The sequence below is a fragment of the Nonomuraea ferruginea genome (assembly GCF_039540635.1).
GTDB lineage: Bacteria > Actinomycetota > Actinomycetes > Streptosporangiales > Streptosporangiaceae > Nonomuraea > Nonomuraea ferruginea.
In genome coordinates, this window is the sequence record NZ_BAABFD010000010.1 from 56,630 (window position 1) to 75,749 (window position 19,120).

At 65.8% G+C, this 19,120-nt stretch carries 8 protein-coding genes and 2 pseudogenes; 1 reads left to right on the forward strand and 9 read right to left on the reverse strand.

The window, feature by feature from the left end; all coding sequences use genetic code 11:
* Positions 1-18 precede the first annotated feature (18 nt).
* The 3 genes from ABD999_RS19825 to ABD999_RS19835 form a co-directional block, all read right to left on the reverse strand.
* Positions 19-1,770: a ParB/RepB/Spo0J family partition protein gene (locus tag ABD999_RS19825; protein ID WP_271277483.1), complete on the reverse strand. Its 1,752-nt coding sequence runs from the start codon at positions 1,768-1,770 to the stop codon at positions 19-21.
* A 157-nt stretch (positions 1,771-1,927) separates the two neighbouring features.
* The gene (locus ABD999_RS19830) at positions 1,928-2,383 is read right to left on the reverse strand and encodes a single stranded DNA-binding domain-containing protein (protein ID WP_271277482.1); all 456 of its coding nucleotides are present in this window, start codon (positions 2,381-2,383) and stop codon (positions 1,928-1,930) included.
* A gap of 317 nt (positions 2,384-2,700) precedes the next feature.
* Positions 2,701-5,520 (reverse strand): AfsR/SARP family transcriptional regulator, encoded by a 2,820-nt coding sequence (locus ABD999_RS19835; protein ID WP_271277481.1) that lies wholly within the window; start codon positions 5,518-5,520, stop codon positions 2,701-2,703.
* A gap of 345 nt (positions 5,521-5,865) precedes the next feature.
* On the opposite strand from ABD999_RS19835, the pseudogene ABD999_RS19840 reads away from it, so the two are divergent.
* Positions 5,866-6,677, forward strand: a pseudogene (locus ABD999_RS19840) (transposase family protein).
* Positions 6,678-6,725: 48 nt separating this feature from the next.
* On the opposite strand, the gene ABD999_RS19845 reads toward ABD999_RS19840, so the two are convergent.
* The 6 genes and pseudogenes from ABD999_RS19845 to ABD999_RS19870 all read right to left on the reverse strand — a co-directional run bounded on the left by ABD999_RS19845 (position 6,726) and on the right by ABD999_RS19870 (position 18,536).
* Complete coding sequence (locus tag ABD999_RS19845) at positions 6,726-7,517, reverse strand: hypothetical protein (protein ID WP_271277480.1); 792 nt, start codon at positions 7,515-7,517, stop codon at positions 6,726-6,728.
* 125 nt (positions 7,518-7,642) lie between these two features.
* Positions 7,643-13,303: a LamG-like jellyroll fold domain-containing protein gene (locus ABD999_RS19850; RefSeq protein ID WP_271277479.1), complete on the reverse strand. Its 5,661-nt coding sequence runs from the start codon at positions 13,301-13,303 to the stop codon at positions 7,643-7,645.
* 1,059 nt (positions 13,304-14,362) lie between these two features.
* Positions 14,363-15,274, reverse strand: a pseudogene (locus ABD999_RS19855) (IS1634 family transposase); the annotation flags it as partial.
* A 483-nt stretch (positions 15,275-15,757) separates the two neighbouring features.
* A complete protein-coding gene (locus ABD999_RS19860) occupies positions 15,758-16,660 on the reverse strand; it encodes a pentapeptide repeat-containing protein (protein WP_271277477.1) in 903 nt (300 codons plus the stop codon).
* Positions 16,657-17,049, reverse strand: a complete 393-nt coding sequence (locus ABD999_RS19865; RefSeq protein ID WP_271277476.1) for a hypothetical protein — start codon at positions 17,047-17,049, stop codon at positions 16,657-16,659. The genes ABD999_RS19860 and ABD999_RS19865 overlap by 4 nt, the downstream gene beginning before the upstream one ends.
* A gap of 635 nt (positions 17,050-17,684) precedes the next feature.
* On the reverse strand, positions 17,685-18,536 hold the full coding sequence (locus ABD999_RS19870) for a 3'-5' exonuclease (protein ID WP_271277475.1): 852 nt from the start codon (positions 18,534-18,536) through the stop codon (positions 17,685-17,687).
* Between the last annotated feature and the right edge of the window lie 584 nt (positions 18,537-19,120).

Here is a 19,120-nt window from a genome sequence, read left to right on the forward strand (position 1 = left end):
AGCAGCCGCCGTTCGTTGTCAGGCGGCCTGGAGACCGTCGTCGGCGATGACGTCATCCGCGCCATCGGCCGCCTCCGGATCCGGAAGTTCACGGTGGGAGGCGTCGTCGTGCTCCGGGACGTCGGTGAGGGTGACGCCGTGCTCGGGTGAGGGCGCATCGTCCGCGACGGCGGACACGTTCTGGTCCACGGCTGAGTCCGCAGGATCGTCGTCTTCCCGGCCTGCAGTGACCGGTTCCATGGCGGCGGGCGTGTCGCCGAGGTAGGGAGTGCCGTCGATCAGGGCCCGCTCGATGGGCGCCGGCGCGTACGCCTTCTCCCCCAGCTCAGGCCCCAGCTGGTTGACCAGGAACCGCAGCCAGGCGGCGGCGTCAGCGGTCGAGCAGGGGCTGTAGCGACCCTCGCGCCAGGTGTTCTTGCACTCGGCGGAGGCCTCGCTCATCTGGTACTCCCACGCCACCGCGATCGGCAACAGTTGCAGCATGGCCAACCGGCCGGGAGCCGCGGTGGCCAGCGCCGCCTCCAGGTCCGCGGGCCCACCGAGCTTGCCGTACAGCGTCGACAAGGGAGCTGAGCCGAGCTTGTCGCGCACCGGCGCCGGCATGTCGTTGAGTATCCGGGTGACGAACCTCGCGACCGGCTTGGGCGCGCTCTTACGAGCGAAGAACATGGCCAGCCACTCCTGGCGAACCGTCGCGGCCGCCATCCAGGCCCGGTTGCCCTGTACGACGACCTTGCGGGACGGGCCGTCATCCTCGGCCTTGGCTGGCCGCGGAAGCGTGATGGTCGGCGGCGGGGTGTAGCCATGCCGCTCGGGGGTGCTGCAGTACAGCTCCGGCTGTTCCGGGCGCAAGGTGTAGAAGAACGCCCCGCGGCCCGGGCAGTCGGTGTGCTGCTCAGGGTCGAAACCCTCCACCGCGCTGACGAGTCGGCTGAGCCGGACGGCACCGGCCGGTTCGTCCTCAGTCACCGGAATGCCGGCAGCGGCGAGATTGGCCAGCACCCGGTCGTGCGCGGCCGCCTCCTGGCGCTCCCGGCGCACCCGCTCGATGGCGTGCCGGCCGGTGTGCCCCCAGCTGGAGATGTACGTATCGATCCGGTCCAGGGCCTCCTGGTCGCCGTCGAACTCGTCCAGCAGCGCGAGCTCGTCCAGCGTCCAGGCGTACTCCATGGCCTGGGCAGTACGGCGGGTGGGTTCCGACAGCTTGCCCGCGGCGATCGCCTGGGCGACCTCTTCGCGGGTGCGGCCGGTGCGCTTGCGGATCTCGGTCCGGGTGGCGCCCAATTGGTGAGCCATGAACAGGGCGCGGGACTGCTCGAAAGGCGTCAGGCCGAGGCGGAAGTCGTCGTCGTTCTCAACGACCTGGTTGACGAGCAGGCTCGCCTTGTCCTCGGCCTTCGTCAGGTCGATCAGGCACAGCAGCTTCGGCAACTTGATCGTGATGGCGCCTTCCAGGCGGCGGTTGCCTTTCACCACCCACCAGCGGTGTTCCTCTTCTCCTTCGCCGCGCTGGTAGTCGGCCGGAATGGGGATGACCGTGAGCGGGACCTGCAGCTGAGCCTTGAGCGAGGCGCAGAATTCCTGGGTGATGTGGTAGTTCTCCCGCACGTTGTCGGGGAAGTGGCCGAGCTGGCTCACCGGGATCCGCGCCAGGCGAAACTCTTCCGGCAGTTCCAGGTCGGCATCGGGTTCGAGGTTCACCTCCGGAGTGGTCTCGACGGTCTTGGGAGCGGAACCTGATGGCTCGCGGGCTTCGGTGGTGATGGACATGGGGCAATGACTCCCATCGGAATGAAGTAAAGAGAGGGCTCCCGCCGCCCGCCCTTCCGCGCAGGCGAGTGCACGAAGGACCCGGCAGAGCAGGCGGCGGGAGGAACGAAGAGACGCCGGCGGGGAGGGATGCCGGCGCCTCTTCGGCTTGGGTGGCTCAGGCCGCGGCAGCGGCGGGCTGGGCCTCGTCGGCGGCGGATGCACCCTGGACCATGCGCGGGGAGGCGGCGCTGATCTGCGAGGGGCTGGTACTTTCTGTGACCATGCTGTAGCGCGAGCACAGACCGATCGCGGTGGCGGTGATCTTGATGATGCTGCGTATGGTCGCGTGACCGGCGCGGTCCTTGGACTCGAAGCTCCGGGCGACCATGTCGCAGCCCTGGACCACCAGCAGGTGGCCCTTGCGGTAGGACTCGCCGGCGCGGATGGCCGCGACCCCGTAGGTGACCACCTCGACCTGCCGGGTCGGCACGTACGAGGCGCCGTCTCGGCCCGGCGTAGGAGGCCCGTTGACCTCCAGCTTGGCCGACCACATGGCGGGCGAGTCACCCTTGGCGGGGAAGAAACGGGGCGGGAAAGCGATCCTGCCGGTGATGCTGACCTGGATGTCCATGCGTGAGGCCCTTCCTCGGCCGGCGCCCCGTGGGCGCGGCGGATCTGATCGGCTGCCGAGGTGAGAGCTGGCCGTGTGGTGGAGCCCGTCCCGGCAAGGCAGACACAGCGCCGCCGTGGGCGAGGCGCGCAAATCGGGTGGTGCCTGCCGCGGCAAGATGTTTTGCGCCAGCAAAAGATCTCTGCCGTGGCGGGCACGAGCCTTGGCGAGAACCCGGTTCGCGGCGCCGCGCCCAAGGCGGCGCACAGTCAGCCTGCCGGGACGAGCCCACCATCCGGTCACTGACCCGGGCTCATCACGGATGCTGCGTCGCGGCGCTATTCGGCCAGCTTGGCCCGGCAGCGCTTGGCGTCCTCCGCTCCCCCGTCCGCCTCGAACACCGCGGCCGCGTCCTTGTATCGCTCGTCGGCCTCCTGACGGCGGCCCAGCGCGGCGAGCGCGTCACCGGCCAGTTCCTGCGCGCGCGCCTGCCCGGCTCGGTGTAGTAGCTCCGCGCTCAGCTCGCGCGTCTGCTCACTCAACCGCAACGCGGGCTCCGCGCGACCGGCGTTGAGCATGAGCATGGCCAGTGTCTGCAGTGCCAGCCGCAGGTAGGACCGATCCTGCGGTCGCTCGGCGAGTTGCTCCGCCACGACCACCGCCTCACGGCCCAAGGCGAGCGCCCGTTCATGGTCGCCGCAGGCGCTGAGCACGGTGGCCATCGCTCTCAGGCAGACCAGCTCGGCGTGAGGGTTGGCGATGTCGCGGGCGATGCGCAACCCTCGGCCGGCGTCCGCCTCGGCCGCGCTCAGCAGAGCGGAGTGATCCGGGCCACTTGAGAGCTGGCGGCGGCACACTGCTCGCAACGCCAGCGAACGCGCCAACCCAAAAAGGTCTCCGCTACTCTCCCGCGCTTGCACACAGTCATCCAGCAGCGGTGAGGCCCGCTGTGCCCCGCCCGGACCCTGCATGATCAACGCGGCCAGACGATGGCGCACCTCCGCGGTCAAGCGCACGTCTGTGGGCGAGAAACTCTGCAGCAGGAGCCGCCACATGTCCGCGGCTTCGCGATGGCGGCTCTCGCGATACAGGTAGGACGTCACGCGCAACCCCAGCCCCATCGCCAGGCGCTGCTGCCCGTGCTCGCAAGCGATACGGACCACGTACAAGAGATTGGCCACCTCGGTCGCCAGCCAACCGTCGGCGTCGTCCACGATCGACTGGCGAACATCCGACGGCGCGAACATGACCATGCCCAGCACCATGACAGGTGGGTCATGCGGTTCCCGGGCGATCTGCTCGTCGGCCAGGCTGGCGAGCTCCAGCCAGCCCAGCATCAGCCGGTGGATGGCCCGGTCGCGCTCGTTGAGCTGCTCGGCCAGGCGCGCGGCGGCGAAGACGCGAAGCAGGTCATGCTGTCGATAGCGCGGCTGGCCCAGCGAATCCACCCCGACCATGGACAGCAGGCTGCGGCGGCTCAAGCGCTCCAGGACTTCCTCGACGTCGTCGACGTCCCCGCCTCCCAGCATGGCCACCTCCCAGCCGGCGAACCCGCCCGGCCTCAGCAGCGACGCCAAGCGGAAGACCCGCGCTTCGGGATCCGGCAAAGACTCGTAGCTGTCGGCGATGCCAGCCTCGACCGCCATGCCGTCGGCCCGCAGCATGCTCAGCAGCCGCTTGTGCAGCCGAGTGACGAACGTCGCCAGCGGCCAATTCGGCTGTCCGGATAACCGAGCACCGGCGATCCGCACGGCCAGCGGGAGCCCGCCGCAGGCGTCGACGATGTCGGCGGCGGCGACCGCGTCGGACTGAATGCGCTTGGCACCGATGATCTCGCCCAACAGGCTCAGCGACTCCTCCGGTGACAAAGGTTCCAGCCGCACCATCCGCATCCCGGCTCCGCCGACCAGCTGCGCGCGGCTGGTCACCATCACCGCGCATCCCGGCGTACCGGGCAGCAGTGGATCCACCTGGTGCATGCCGGACACGTCGTCGAGCACCACCAAAACCCGGCGGCCGGCCAGCACCGAGCGGTAGAGCGCGGTGCGACCGGGGACGGTGGCGGGCACGTGCCCAAGTTCGACCCCCAGCGCGGCCAGCACCTCCCCCAGCACATCGGTGGTCTCCCGCGGCTGATCAGACATGCCGGCGAGATGCACGTACACCTGGCCGTCCGGGAAGTGCGGGCGCAGCAGGTGCGCAACCTGATGGGCCAGGGCGGACTTGCCCACCCCTGGAGGGCCGCTGATGGAGGCGATGGGCACGCGACCGGTCTGTCCGGCGGTGCGCAGGTATCGCGCCAGTTCTTCCATTTCCGCCGCGCGACCGGTGAAGTCGCTCACCGCCGGTGGCAGCTGCGCCGGAGGCAGTCCTCCGGCTCCCCATGTGGTGACGGGGGTAACTTGCTCGTCTTCGTCCAGAGTCCGGAGATCGAGGGTGTCGTTGGCGATCTCGTCACGCAGCCGGCGCAGCCTGGCCCCTGTGTCCGCGCCGGTCTCCTGCGCCAGCAGTGTCACGAGGCCGTCGTAGTGCCGTAGCGCCTCCACCCGGTATCCCGCCCGGTACAGGGCGGTCATCAGCAACGCGTTGAGCATCTCCGACAGCTGGTCCTCAGCCAGCTCCCGGCGGAGGTCGCCGAGGAGCTGATGGTGCTCGCCCGTGTTCAATCGGGCCTTCAGGAGATCCTGCTGCGCGACCTTGCGCTCCCACAGCAGTTCTTGCCGCCAGGTCGCCAATCGGAGGGGGTCCTCAGGTACGTCGGCCAAGGGAGGATCGCCCCATAAATCCAATGCCCTTCGTAATGAGGCGACTGCGGCATGTTGATCACCAGTTGATATCTGGGCTCGGCCCTCCTCGACCAGCCGCCGGAATTCCGTCAGGTCGAAACTGTCTTCCGGGCGCAGTACGATGCGGTACCCATGGTTGCGTGCGGACGGAATGCGTCCCGGGAGCAGTTGACGAAGCTGCGACAAGGCGGTTTTCAGTGAGTTCTCTCGGCCGTGAGTATCACCCCAGACCGCCTGCATCAGCGTCTCAGCGACGATCCCGTCGGAGCCGGCCAGCAACAGTGTCGCCAGCAGCGATCGCCTGGTACGTGTGATCTCGACCGACTCGTCCCCGCACTCGACCTGGAGCCGGCCCAAGATGGCGAACCGCACAGGAGCCCCCCATTCACCACGTGAAGGCGATCGGCGATGTGATAGCAGTGATTCCTGATCAAATCTGACCATTGTGGATATTACTGCGCAAATCCAAGAGGGGATCATGACCAGGCGACAACCACATCACAACTAGGTCAACACCACTGCCTGACAGGTCCTGACATCCCCCTACCCCGCACGCCTGATGGTCCGCCGCCACTTCGGTCAGCACACCATTGAGTGAGCTCTTTCCAACGTGACGCCGTTGGGCACGGCTGGTATGTGCAGAGCGGTGGCGGATGAGGGGAGGTTCTCAGTAAGACAGCAGACGACCAAGATCCGATGCCCCAACCGGGAGCCTCGTTGCTGTCTTATCGTGCCTCGATTCCGCTGTCCAACCACACCCTGATCCGCCTGGGCGAGCTCATCCGCACACAGCGGGCCGAACAAGGCTGCCGATGGCGGCGGTTAGACCCGGCCCAGCAAGCGCTGCCGGTCCTGGCCCCACGTGCGTAACGGCGACACCTACACGCCTGGCCGCCGGGTTCGCCATCGACACCACCACCGCCTGGCGCTACGTTCGCGAAGCCGTGGACGGGCAGGGCCCGTCGGGGCGAGCCCCCGACCTTGTGGCCGTCCTGGCCGATGACATGCACGCCGCCACGGCACGACCAGCCCGGTTGACCTACGCCATCCTGGACGGCACTCTCATCCCGATCGACCGCCTCGCCGACGAGCGGCCGTACCACAGTGGGAAACACAAGCAGCATGGGGTGAACGTGCAACTGCTGGCCGATCCGGTGGGCCGGCTAGTGTGGGCCTCGCCCGCGCTTCCGGGCGCCGTTCACGACGTGACCGCCGCTCGTACGGTCGGCCTGATCGACGCCCTGACCAGCGCCGGCGTCAAGACCTTCACCGACAAGGGCTATCAAGGCGCGGGCGGCACCATACGCACGCCGTTCAAGCGGCATCGCCACCGTCGATGGCTGTCACGCGGGCAGCGAGAGGTCAACCGCTCGCATGCCTGTATCCGCGCCATCGGCGAGCGCGCCGTCGCGACCTTGAAGGCATGGAAGGTACTGACCAAGCTGCGCTGCTGCCCGCATCGCGCGACCACGCTCGTGCAGGCGATCCTCGTGCTGCAGCTCGTCGAAGAGGGCCGTTACCCTGGATGAAAAAGGCTCATGGAGGCCTGGGACTTGCTCAGGGCCAGGCCGATCATCTCAGTCGTTGATGGCCGGCACGTTGGCGACCACGTGGACTGTACGGACTGCTGGCATAGCAAGCAACTCAAGCAGGGAATCCCTGCCCGACACCGTATCGATGAACCCGTAGATTTTTCCTGCGTCAGCTGCAATTCTCAACCACTGTAGATCTAGGCCGATCTCTGCGAGACCCTGACGGTCCTCATCTGTGAATTGTCTTACCCACTCGCGGTAGTCATCGAGGACATGTCGTGCGCCGCAGTTCTGTATAGGGCTTTCGATTACCATGGCGGTGCAACCGCCCCATCCGGGCCACCAGTAGACCGGCTTTCCAGACTTCGGCTGGACACTTGACAAGAAGTATCGCTTCCATTCGCCATATTCGAAGCGCACAGGAAGCTCACCCTCCGCCATCGGAGATGCCAACTCCACAAGCACTATGAATCTCCCATCACGAGGTACCGCTTGAGCCCGGGCCTCAGCAGCTTCTTTGTCCCCCGGAGAAGCCGGCGTCCCCCCCTTGAATTTCAATAAATAAGGCGTCATCGTTGTCCCGTTGATACCAGGAAAGGTTACATCCCCGAAGATGTTCTGCGAGATCCGCATAATCCGACGCGGCTTGAGTTTGGCCGCCGCGTTCGTATGCGTATCCACCTCCACTGCCATCGTGCTGCTGAACAACTCGCGTTCCACATCGGCGTTGCCACGATGAAGGATCTGATATTCAGGATAGGCGACCTGAAGAGCATTCCCCCAAGCAAATCCAAAGTCATTCTTGATGCCAAACTGAGGCATCTTCACGACCACCATCAGTATCGCCAACAGAACGGCCAGAGCAAGTGGAACTAATCTTCTTTTTGACATCTACTGCCTTTCCTGGTCGGGGAACTGAAATGAGCGGCTCGCAGCCAGGCCGCGAGCCGCTCGGAGCTGGACTAGCCGTGCCTAAACTCGGTGAGGCCGGCCAGCCTCCAGGGTGTCCAACCAGTGCTCTTGTATACTCCCGTTGCGTACTTGTCCACGTACAGGTTCGCGGAGATAGTCAGCTTGACATCCCGGAACTTGCAGATGAGGCCTGTACACTCGACGTAGAAGCTGTTGTTCCCGTCACCTGGATCACGCCAGGAGCGTTGGCCCTTCGGCCCCCAGCGGGAAATGCTGGTCATCATACCGCCTTCTGCGCCGGGTTCGATGCTACCACCAAGAGGCAAAGAGAATGAGACGCCACCGACATAGGCTCTGGTCGCTGCCGCTGACTCAGTCTGCAATTGCAGGTTCTTGAGTACGTACTTGTGCTCGGCCTTGTACTTAGGATCTGTAAAGAGCAGTTTGTTTTGCGAGGCTGCTGATGCTGTGACAGCTCTGGCTTCGACGTTGAAGGTGTGGACATGCAACCACTCGTTGCTGAAGGTGCCGCCCTTCTTGATTGTCCACCCGAGTGATCCGGTCGCGTATACCCCCACACCTTTGATTCCGTACCATCTCATCGTAGTCGCCCTCATGGTGCACTCGGTGCCAGTCCGAGCTCCACCAGGACCCGACTCGCAGTGGCAGGAAAAGGACTTGAGACCAGAACCTGGAGTTGTAGATTCCGCTGGAAAGGCGTCCTTGTCTCCCGAACACTTGACCACGACAGGGCCGTCTGCGGTTCGTACCTGAGCCGGAGCCATGCTTCCGGGAACGAACCCTGCACAGTCGAGATAGTCGGAGGGATCCTCGCTCACTTCTAGAGGAACCTCGATGATTGTCATTCCTCCACAGCGGTCGAAGACATGAACTAGGATTGAAGGTTCGCTCGGCTCCACTTGCCCGAGAGCGCCGATAGCGTTCTTGATCAGCTTCCCATTCTCATCAGTCTGCGCCTCGACAGGGATCTCTGCCCATGCCCGCTGCACAGCTGCCGTGACCCGAACCGTACCGTTTTCCGATGGCTGAACCACGGCACTATCGAGTGCGACAGTGGAGCTAGAACGTGTTATCCCCCCTTCATCGAGTCCCTCTTTGTATATTAGAAGCCTAGTATTGAGGAGTGAGAGTTTTGCGGTGTTAGCAGCGCTCGGAGTAACCCCGGGCGCGTCCCAGATCGTAGGCGCTTGACCCTCCAAAACCGCATCCTGCGCCTCGTAGTAGTGCTTGACGCGGTCAATGTAGGCTTGCGCGCCCGACTCTTCGCTCGTAGCCGCACGTTGCCCTTGAGGGTTGGGCTCCAGCACGCAGTCCGTGGCACTGCTGGGGGGTGGCGGAACTGCCTTGGTAGCGACGCTCGCGGTTGCCCACTCACCGGCGCCGTGAACTGTCTTGGCCCGTACCTTGACGGTGTAGGTGACGTCGTTGACGAGGCCGCTGATGGCCGCCCATGGATCCTTCACTTCCAGTGTCTTGGCGACATTTCCATCGTCAGCCACCACCTCAACGTCATAACCGTCGAGTAGTGCCACGCTGCCGTTGGACTCCGGCAGCCCCCAACTGGCCGTTGCACTGGCATCGCCGCCGACCGCAGCGAGGTTCAGCACCTTGCTGGGTAGGCCGGCCGGAATATAAGTAACGGCAACCGATGGCTGCTCGGCTGCGGCGTCATCACTGAAAGTGATGAGCTCATCCTTATTGGAAGTAAGGAGCAGCCATTGATACTCGCTGCCCGCGATATCTGCCTCCGGCGCGGTCAGGGGAAGCACATACGGCGTTGTGCTCGGGTCGGCGTCGCCGGCTAGTTCTGAACCCCTGCTTTCGCTAGTCACCGGGTTCTTCAAAGGAGTAGCAGTGATGACTGCGTCGGCCGGGCAGGATCCCGCCAGACAGGTGGGGGTGCCGAGTTTGAATATCGCTTCTGATACACCTGCACCGTCAGGCAGTTCTGCAAGCCGCAATCCGATTACCGCAGCGGTTTTGTCAGTACCGGTACCACCGATTCGCATGATGGTGTCATCGGTGACGGTGCAGGGCGAGCCAGCGCATGCAGCAGGATCAGTTTTGGCCGTCTTGACAGTGATATTATCCTTCCCGAGCGTCACATGTCGCAGCTCATGCAGAGGGCCATCCGGCGGTGTGCCGGGTGTGGAGAATTCAAGGGGCTCCGTCTTGGAGGTGCAGACCTCGCCGCCGGAGCTTGAGGCCGTATTGGCGGTTCTGCTCGTGGTCGCCTGTGCCGCGACACCAGTGCCTTCGATCGGCGTGTTCATATCAGCGGTGATTTCGGCGGCTGTCTGCGCGCGGTTGTAGACGCGGACTTCGTCGATGACGCCGTCGAAGAACTCGCCGTAGATGGTGTTGCCGCCGATGTGGAAGTCGCCGCCGTCGTCCTGAATGGTTCCGGAGACGGGCTCGTCACCGATTTGATTGCCGTTGAGGTAAAGGCGGGCTCTGCTGCCGTTGTAGGTGACGGCGAGGTGGCTCCAGGTGTTCACCCGGAGCGGGCTGGTGCCGGCCACCTCCTTGGACTGGCCCTGGGTTGTCAACCAGCCAAGAGGAGTGAAGCCGTCGGAGGCGTACAGGGCGTAGGAGAGGTCGTCGAGTGTCTCGTAATCCTTGCCCATCACCGCGAACCAGTCGTCAACGCTGGACGGCTTAACCCAGGCCGAGAGCGTCATGTTGGAGCCGAGCCGGAGCGACGCGTTGTGGTCGACGGTGACGAGGCCGAAGAGACCGTCGAAGGACAGGCCCTTGCCGTACTTACCAGTCACCCACGAGGTGTCGGTGGCGGTGCCGTGGTTGGTGCCCGTCACGTCGTTGACGGTGGCGCCGCTGCCTTCATTCATTCCGTAGGCGGCGACCAGGCCTGACGGTGTGGGCGTTGGGGTTGGAGTCGGCGTGGGATCGGGCGTGGGTGTGGGATCGGGATCGGGCGTTGGATCGGGGGTGGGTGTCGGGTCAGGATCGGGTGACGGGTCCTCGTCTTGGGGGGCGGTGACGCAGGCGGTCATCTGCCACTTGTAGATGCTGCCCGGCTGAACCGTATCGGCAGGGAGTTGTAAAGAGGCACGTTGACCACCGTTGACAGTACGGCCTCCCAATGGGACAGATCCGACTGGCAGACCAGCGTTGTCATAGAGGTAATACTTGGCGGTGACCTCTCCCCCGGAGGGGCGGTTAACTACGCCGGACAGTATCGGTTGTTCCGGGTCGGCCATGCCGGTCTCGGTACCGGACGGCAATATGGGAGCGTCACTGGTGATGCGGTAGGCCGGGCTCTCGTTGCACGACGGCGGGTTGATGCCGGCGCGGCAAGCCTTGACCACGAACTTGAAGCTGGCCGGGTTGTCCAGCGTGAAGACCTTGTCCAGCGCCTGCCCGGACGGGATGTTGTTGTGCGAGGTGGTTCCGGGCACGCCGACCAGGGCGCGGAGCTCGTTCGCGCTGAGCGCCCGCTGGTAGACGTGGATGTCGTCCAGCGACCCCTTGAGGCTTCCGCCGAGAAGGCGTGAGCGGCCGATCTCGAAGGCGCCCCGGGCGTTCCAGCCGACGGTGTGGTCCCGCTCGCCGGCCAGCACACCGTCCACGTACAGGCGGATCTTGCCTGCGTCCTTGTCATACTGGGCGGCCACGTGCGTCCACTCGCCGATCTTGGCAAGGTGCTCCGACTGGATGACGGTCTCGTGGATGCTGTCCGGGATGTCCTGGTTGATCATGGACAGCACCCAGCGCTGATCGTACTCCGGAGCCGTGGACGTCTGGTAGGAAAGCGTGAACCCGGGCAAATGAGTGCCCATCTGGGACAGCACGTTCTGCTCTTGCGTGCTGTTGTCCAGGCGCACCCAGGCGCTCGCCGTGAAGCTCTGGTTGGTGTTGATGACCGGGCCGCTGGTCGCGGCGTGGCCTCCGGTGAACGTCACCGCCTGTCCGAGCTGCCCCGGCGTGCGGGTGTGCGCGCCGGTCAGGGCGGCGTTGCGGTTGTTGCCGGAGGAGTCGGTCAAGGCCGTGCCGGAAGCCTCGTCGAGTTTCCAGTACGCGGCCTCACCCGCGGGCAGTTCGGCGGCCGGCGGGGCCATGGTGGAGTCGTTGACCGTCACCGTGTAGTTCAGCGGCGTCGCCTCGGGCACGCTGGACTTATAGGTGACCTTGACGTTGGTGCTACGGGCGATCGCGTCGTTGCCGTCCATCGAGTCGATCGACTCGGCGGTCACGGTGGGGATCGCCGGCGGCAGCACCCAGTCCACGCTCAGCTTCGGCAGCACGCCCTGATTGAAGAACTGCGGCCAGAACAGGAAGTCCTCGCTGTAGTTGGGCGGGGTCGAGGTCTCCTGGGTCAGTTTGAGCAGCAGGCCGTGATTGGGTGTGCCGGTGGCCCACAGCCGCGTCATCGCGGTGAGGTTCCAGCTCCAGATCGCGCCGCTGGTGCCGGGCAGCGCGCAGGGGTCGATCGAGGCGCGGCCTTCTTCGGTGCTGGTGGGCTGGTTGCTCCAGTAGGTGTCGTCGGCCACCCAGGACTCGGTGATCCGCTGGGCCGCGATGCCCTGGAACTCGCTGCAGTTGTACACGTCCTCGCGCAGCTGCAACTGCATGGTGGCGTTGGTCACCTGCTTCCCGGCGATCGGGGCGGTGTCGAAGGCCATCAGGGTGCGAGTGGCCTGCTCGGTGGTGGAGTACTGCATCCTGCCCACCGTGCCCGCCACACGCTGGCCGTTCGGGGAGACGATGCCGGTCTCTTGGGTGATCCCCAGGGTGGTGGTGGGGTCGACGGTGACCGGGTACCGCGTCGCGGGGTCGGCCAGCCAAGCCGCGTCCGGCTTCAGCACCAGCGTGGTGGCTCCGTCCTTGGACTCCACGCTGGTCTTGATCTTCTTCTGGCGGCCCGGCTTGGCCGCGGTGGGCTCGTCAGCGGCGGCGTCCCACATCAACGGCGCCGGGGCCGAGGCGACCTTCTTGCCGTTGTCGCCCTTCAGCTTGAGCCCGCCGGCCTTGGTCACCGAGAGCTCGAGTCCCTTGGTCTGCACCGGGATGCGGAACTCCACCGGATCGGTGGGGCGCTCGCGCAGCACGATGTCGTGCCGGAATCCGGTTCCGAGCGCTGTGACGACCAGGTCCCCCGACGGGCCTGCGACGCCCGGATAGGTCGCGACGTTGCCCTTGATCGTCGGCTTGGGCAGTGACGTGGGCCAGGAGAGACCGAACGAGCGGTCCCTGCTGAGGATCATGGTCGCGAAAGGGCCGGACCCGCCCGTGGACAGGCGCACTCTGGCCTTGGCCAGCTTGGGCCTGAGCACGCCGTTCTGCTCGACCAGGGACGGGTCGATCCACGCCCACGAGCCGTCGCCCTGCCTGAGCTGGGTGGGGCCGGAGTAGGACTCGGTGGTCAGGTGACCGTCCGGGTACGCCCAAGTCCGGGAGGCCTCGGTGAAGGCATCCTCGACGGCGACGGGCTTGTTGTCCTTGCGCGCCTGCTCCACCGCGGCGCGCAGGGCCGCGTCCGGGTCCTCGGGACGCGGGAACGTGGTGACCGCGGGGCCTGTTGCCTTCGCGCTCTGTGGCTCGGGGTCGGCTATGGCCTGCCTGATCGGGCCTGCGACCAGCAACGATGCTGCCACCGTGAGCACCGTTGCGGCCGCGAGCCTTCGTTTGGGTTTGCTGATGATGCGGGGTCTGTTGCCTAACTCGTTCACAAACAACCTCAATCGGGAGTGAGTTTGGCTTGTCGACCTTGATCATCAGCCGGAAGATCACCGTGATCAATATGACATAGATCACATATAATCTGCACATAAATTTTGTTAATCTCACGGAGGTTCGAGCGAAACCCAAAAGGGGCAAGATCTTCCCGATTAGTGGTAATTCGGATTTCCCGATCCAGAGCGCATTGACGCGATCTCAGCAAATTGTCGGCAGGTAGTCGTGCTCGAAATGGGTGAGCACGAGTGCTGCGCCGGCGATGTCGCCGATGCTGCTGGGGCTGAGGGCGATGTGCTGAAGGGTCCGCCAGCGGCCTTGCCGAGCGCTACCGCATCGAAGTCCGAGCAGCCAGGTACGCTGCTGGCAACGTGATGACCGACTATGCCGCCAACTTCACTACGGCGGGTGGCGCTACGCCTGCGGCGGGGCTGGTGGCGGCCTACGGCATGAGCGAGGGATCCGGCACCGGTGTGGCCGACTCCTCCGGCAGCAATGACGCCGGGCTGGCCACCGCCACTCGTGGCAGAACGGCAGGTACGGCAAGGCCCTGTCGTTCAACGGCTCCTCCAGCTGGGTCACCTTCCAGAACGCCGCGTCGCTGCGCCTAACGACTGGGATGACGCTCTCGGCCTGGGTTAATCCAACCACAGTGACAGGAACCCCTGGAGAGTGTGGTGACCAAGGGACTGAAACGCCGAGGGGGCCTCCTACGCCCTGTACGCCACCGACGGCAGTGCGGTTCCGTCCGGCTGGGGCAAACCGATCCTGAGACCCCTCGACGGCCGACGGAACCACACCGTTGCCAGTGAACAGCTGGAGCCACCTGGCGCTCACTTATGACGGGTCAACCTGCGGTTGTTCGTCATGGACAGCAGGTCGACCTGACCCCACTGGACGGCGGTCTGACCGACGAAGTGCGCATTTACGACCGCGCCCGCACCCGCGTTCTGCAGATGTGTAGCGCTGAAAGCACACAGATCTGCGGCCTGAACTGGGGAAACGGCTCGGGCACGCTGATGCGGCGTGTCACTAGGCGGGAGTGGTGTGTCTGGTCAGGCGTCTGCGGCGGGGATGGCCTCGACGATCTTCTTCGGTGTCGGAATGTCGAGTTTGGCCAGGATGTCGCGCTGGGGCTTGGTCAGCTCGGCGCGCTGGCGGAAGGTGCCGGTCGGGCCGGTGAAGGTGGCGACTGTGAGCGGGTCGAACTCGGTGCGGATGCGCCTCCACGTGGTGCTGGTGATAAACCGGGCGTAGGTCGATGACCTGCTTCATGTCGGGCCAGCCCTGCTCGACCTCGAGCAGTTGCTTGTAGCCGAGGGCGATGTCCTCGGCCGGCAGTTTGGGGTCGGAGCAGCACAGCAGGTACTTGCCGTCCAGGTTCGTCTCCGCCTTGACCTTGGCGGCGTCGATGCGCAGCAGTCCTTTGGGGGTGGTGCGCAGGTAGCAATTCAGGCCGGGTTTGGTGGAGATGACGCCGCGCAGTTCGGCGCGTTTGGTGGCGGTGGGCGTGTCAGTGCCGGCGATCAGCTCCTGTAGTTGGGCAAGGAGGCGTTCGCGGATGGCGGCGTGGCGCATCGCGCCATGGGTGTTGAAGCAGATCACGAACTGGTCGGCCTCGCCGATCCGGACCTCGTTGACCTCCAGATTATCGGCCACGTCCTGGTAGCGGCCCTGGCGCGACAGGGCGGCCTCGGCCGAGCCCGAGCGCAGCCGTTCGCCAATGATGTAGTAGTGATCGCCCTGGCGCAGGTAGCGGCGGTTGTCGGCGGAGGCGAAACCCGGTCCCCGACCCACACGATCTTGGACAGGGTCCAGTCTCGCATGTCGGCCTTGACCTGGCGGATCAGTGTGGTGTCGGTGGTGTTGCCGGGCCAGGACCAGATGCGGACCGGGATGCCGTCGCGGGTGACGGCCATGCCGATGACGATCTCTGGCAGGTCGTCGCGGTGGTCCTTGGACTTGCCGCAGGCGGTTGTTCTCTGGGAGGTGGACCGCCTCCTCGCGGAAGGAGATCAAGCGATAGAGCGCGTACAGCCGATCCTGGGCCGCATAGTCCAGGAACGCCCCCAACTGAGCGGGCGTCCACACCATCACCGGCGAAGGCCGCGGTGTCCCCAGCCAGATCCGAGCCGACGACATCGAGCTCGCTTCGGGATCCTTGCGTACCTCAAAGCAACCTGGCCCGGGGACGACCGACGCCCAGTGGTTTGTGCCTCACCACTGGCCACCGAGCACGAACTGGCAGCGCTCCGCATTTCCCTCGCCCAAACGTGCCTGGCACGCGGCGGAATGCGGACCACTGACCCTCAGCATGCTCATGATCACACCATGTGACGTCTCCGGCAACAATGTCTTTTGTGGTTCGGCCAAAGATCGGGACGGGCGCGCCCTCGCTGCTTGATCGGCCTCGTCACCGCGGAAGAACTCCACCATCGATGATCGTCGGGTCAGTTGCCGCTCTTCTCGTGGTAGACAAGGCGGGCGGAGGCCTCCGATGTCGTCTCCAGCCGCCACCGGGGCGGCAACACGTGTCTGGCCGCAGGATCGGTCAGCACGCACTCATGAAATCCGGCGACGCTGGAGAAGGCTGCACGGTCGAAGCTAACGTGGCTGGAGATGGTCGACTTCGTGAATGCGGCCCACCCGCCGAAGGTCGCCTCCTTGAATGTGGCCGCACCGGTGAAGGTCCCGCCGCGGAACCAGGCGTCGGTCGCGAACGTCGCCTTGTCGAAAATGGCGGACCCAGGGACGCTGCCCACGCTGCTCTCACGGAACGCCGCCTGGTAGAACCAGGCATCCCCGGAGAAGGCCGACCCGGGAAACCACGCGCGCCCGCAGAAGGCCACGTTGTCGAACCAGGCGTCGCGCCGGAAAGCCGCGTTCTCCAACCAGGCGTCGCCGACGAAGGTCGCGCCGTTGAACGCGGCCTTCCCGCAGAAGGTGGTCCTGCGGAAGCGGGCCGGCCCATAGAAGCGGGCGCCTTCGAAGCCGGCGGCGGCGACGCGGCCATCGGTCAGGTCGAAATCGACCAGGGCGGCGGCGGCCAAGTCCAGGCTCATGCCCTCCCAGAAGGCGGGCGCGGCCGCAGGCACCGGGTGCTGGTCGGCGGGCCGGTCGTCACGTACATGGGCAGCCAGGATGCGCTGCGCCGTGAGCCGCACCTGCAGTTCGCCCTCCTGATCACCTGCCGTGCCGGACGGGGTGGGCACAGCGGCGGTGGCTCCCAGGCGGGCGGCCCGGTAGCGGCGCCGGGCCGCCGGCAAGGCGGCTGTGCGCTCCTGCCTCGGGTCGGGCACAGGGTCAGGCGGCGGCGTGAACGGCATGCGCAAGTACGCACAGAGCACGTTCACGACGGTCTACCGGTGGCCGGGATTGTCCTGACCGAGGCGTTCCAGAGCATATATATCCCGGCCAGCCGGACGACGGCCTTGTCGTGCCCGAGTTGCTCGGCGGCCTTGACGTACAGGTCGGTCACCCGGCGCTCGGCGGCGTCGTGCCGATTGTGCTCGGCAACCCGCTCGGCCAGGAAGGCTGTCACGTGCGCGGCATGCTCCTGGTGGCGCTGGCGGCGGAAGGCCAGCATCAACGTCACCACCGCACCCACGCCGGCCCCGGCCGCCAAGGCGGTCTGGATCATCCCCTGGCGGGCGGCCGCCTCCGTCACGCTCCAGCCGGCGGCCAGCAACAGCCATACCACCCCGCCGACCACACCGCCCACCACCAGTGCAGTAGGGACCATCCACCATGCCGCCGCTCGGGGGGTGCGCAGACCCAGCGGAATCTCCTCGGCCGCAGCGGCCGCGGAAGCAGGGCGGCGACCCGGAAGTAACGGCATACCCCCATTCCACTAGCCTCCGGTCGCACCTGAACAGACCGGATCCGATCGCCATGGCCGCGTCGGATGACTGGCGGATCATCTGGACCGGCGTTCCGGGTTTCCTGGGCGGGCCCGGTGATCATGAGGGCTGGGGCACCGAACAACTGCGGCAAGCACTGCCACTTCCGCATCCCCTCCGTGCTGTGGACCGAGGGATACATCGCCCGGCTCGGCGGGCGCAGGATCGCTATGCTCCTCGTGCTGCTGTGCGAGCAACACAGCCCGGGAGTGACGTGTGGTTCTCCCCCGGCCGGCCAAGGAGCGCTTCGGCCTGCCACCTGCACGCTTGGCCCCGAACAACTCCGCGACCTCGATCTCGTCGATACCCGCATGACAGCGGCGAGGAAGGCACCTACATCACCTTCCAACACCGCGCTGGCCGGGCAGCTGCTGCGCGTGCTGGCCTGGTACGGCGCCGAACCCATCCCCCGCACCCTGTTGGATGCTCTGGATGCCGACACCTCACAGGTCGTGCATGCCCTGGGTGAGCTGGCCGCCTACAACATGATCCCCCTGGACGGCGAGAGCGTCACGGTGCATCGGCTGGTCCAAGCCGTCGCCTGCACCCCCGACCCGGCCACCCGCACCGGCAGACCGCCGACATCGACACCGCCCGCGAACGAGCTACCCGCCTGATCAACCATGCCGCCCCCAACTCGCCGTGGGATCCGGCCGGCTGGCCGCTCTGCCGGACGCTGCTGCCGAATATCACCACCCTGACCAACCACGCCTCCGCAACCACCGCTCACCTGCTCAACCAGACCGGCCTCTTCCTGTAAGACCAAGGCGCCATCAGGAGCGCGATCGACGGACAGCGTACGCTCGGGCTCGCCGGCGTCGCCGCGCACCTGGGCGGCGAGCTCGGCGGCGGCCCGGGCGTCGATGAGCGCGTCGTGATGGCCGTCGAGCGGGATGTCGGCGACGGCGCAACAGCCGGCCAGCGTGCGAGGAGCGACCGGCAGGAAGCGGGCGGCCTCGGTCATCGTGCAGACGCCGAGGGCGGCCAGAGCGGGGATCGCGGCGCCGGCCCGGGCGAACTCGTGCTCCAGGAACCCGAGATCGAAACGAAGATTGTGCGCCACGGGCACCCGCCCACGCAACAGACCGGCGAGACTCCCGGCGATCTCCTTGAAGGCCGGCGCGTGACGGACGTCGGCAGCGGTGACGCCGTAGGTGCGCTGCTGCCCCAGGTCACGTTCGGGGTTGACCAGGGTGCTCCACTCGCCGGTCACCAGGCCATGCGGGTCGAGCAGCACGACCCCGACCTCGACGATCCGGTCGCGCCACGACGGGCGCAGGCCCGTGGTCTCCACGTCGATGACGGCGTATCCGGTTGGGCCGCTGGTCATTTCCCTCACCCCTTCGTCCCTCAGGACGGACGCGTCTTGATGCCTGAGGGTTGGGGTTCGGGCACGGATTGTGACTACCCTGTGATGATCAGCACATGCTTCTTGGCCCATGCCTTTACGTCGTAGATCACCATTGGGCGTTCCCGCGAAAGTGAGCTCGGATGAAGGCAGGGCCTGTTGAACATCACCCGCCGGACGGGGTCGCCGAACTAGCCCGCAGCCCGCCATTCCCTGGCGGCCCGAAGGAGGGGGTGAGGGATCATACAGGGGTCAGATCGGGGTCAGAGGATCAAAAAGCCGGACCCCTCTGGGAGCCCGGCTTCTGACCTGCTGCAACATGATGGGCGATACTGGGATCGAACCAGTGACCTCTTCGGTGTGAAACATGCAGGCTACAGGTAGCTGCCACGGGCTATGGTGCCTCCCGTTTGGGGGACCGTAGGGGGACCGGCAGTCTCGGACACTCCCGTTTCAGGGCGGCATTTCCCGACACTGTCCGATCCCCTCGCGATGTACTCACCTGCGGTAATGCCAGTAAGTGACGGAACCCGACATCACCTGACACGCTGATCAACAGACTCATA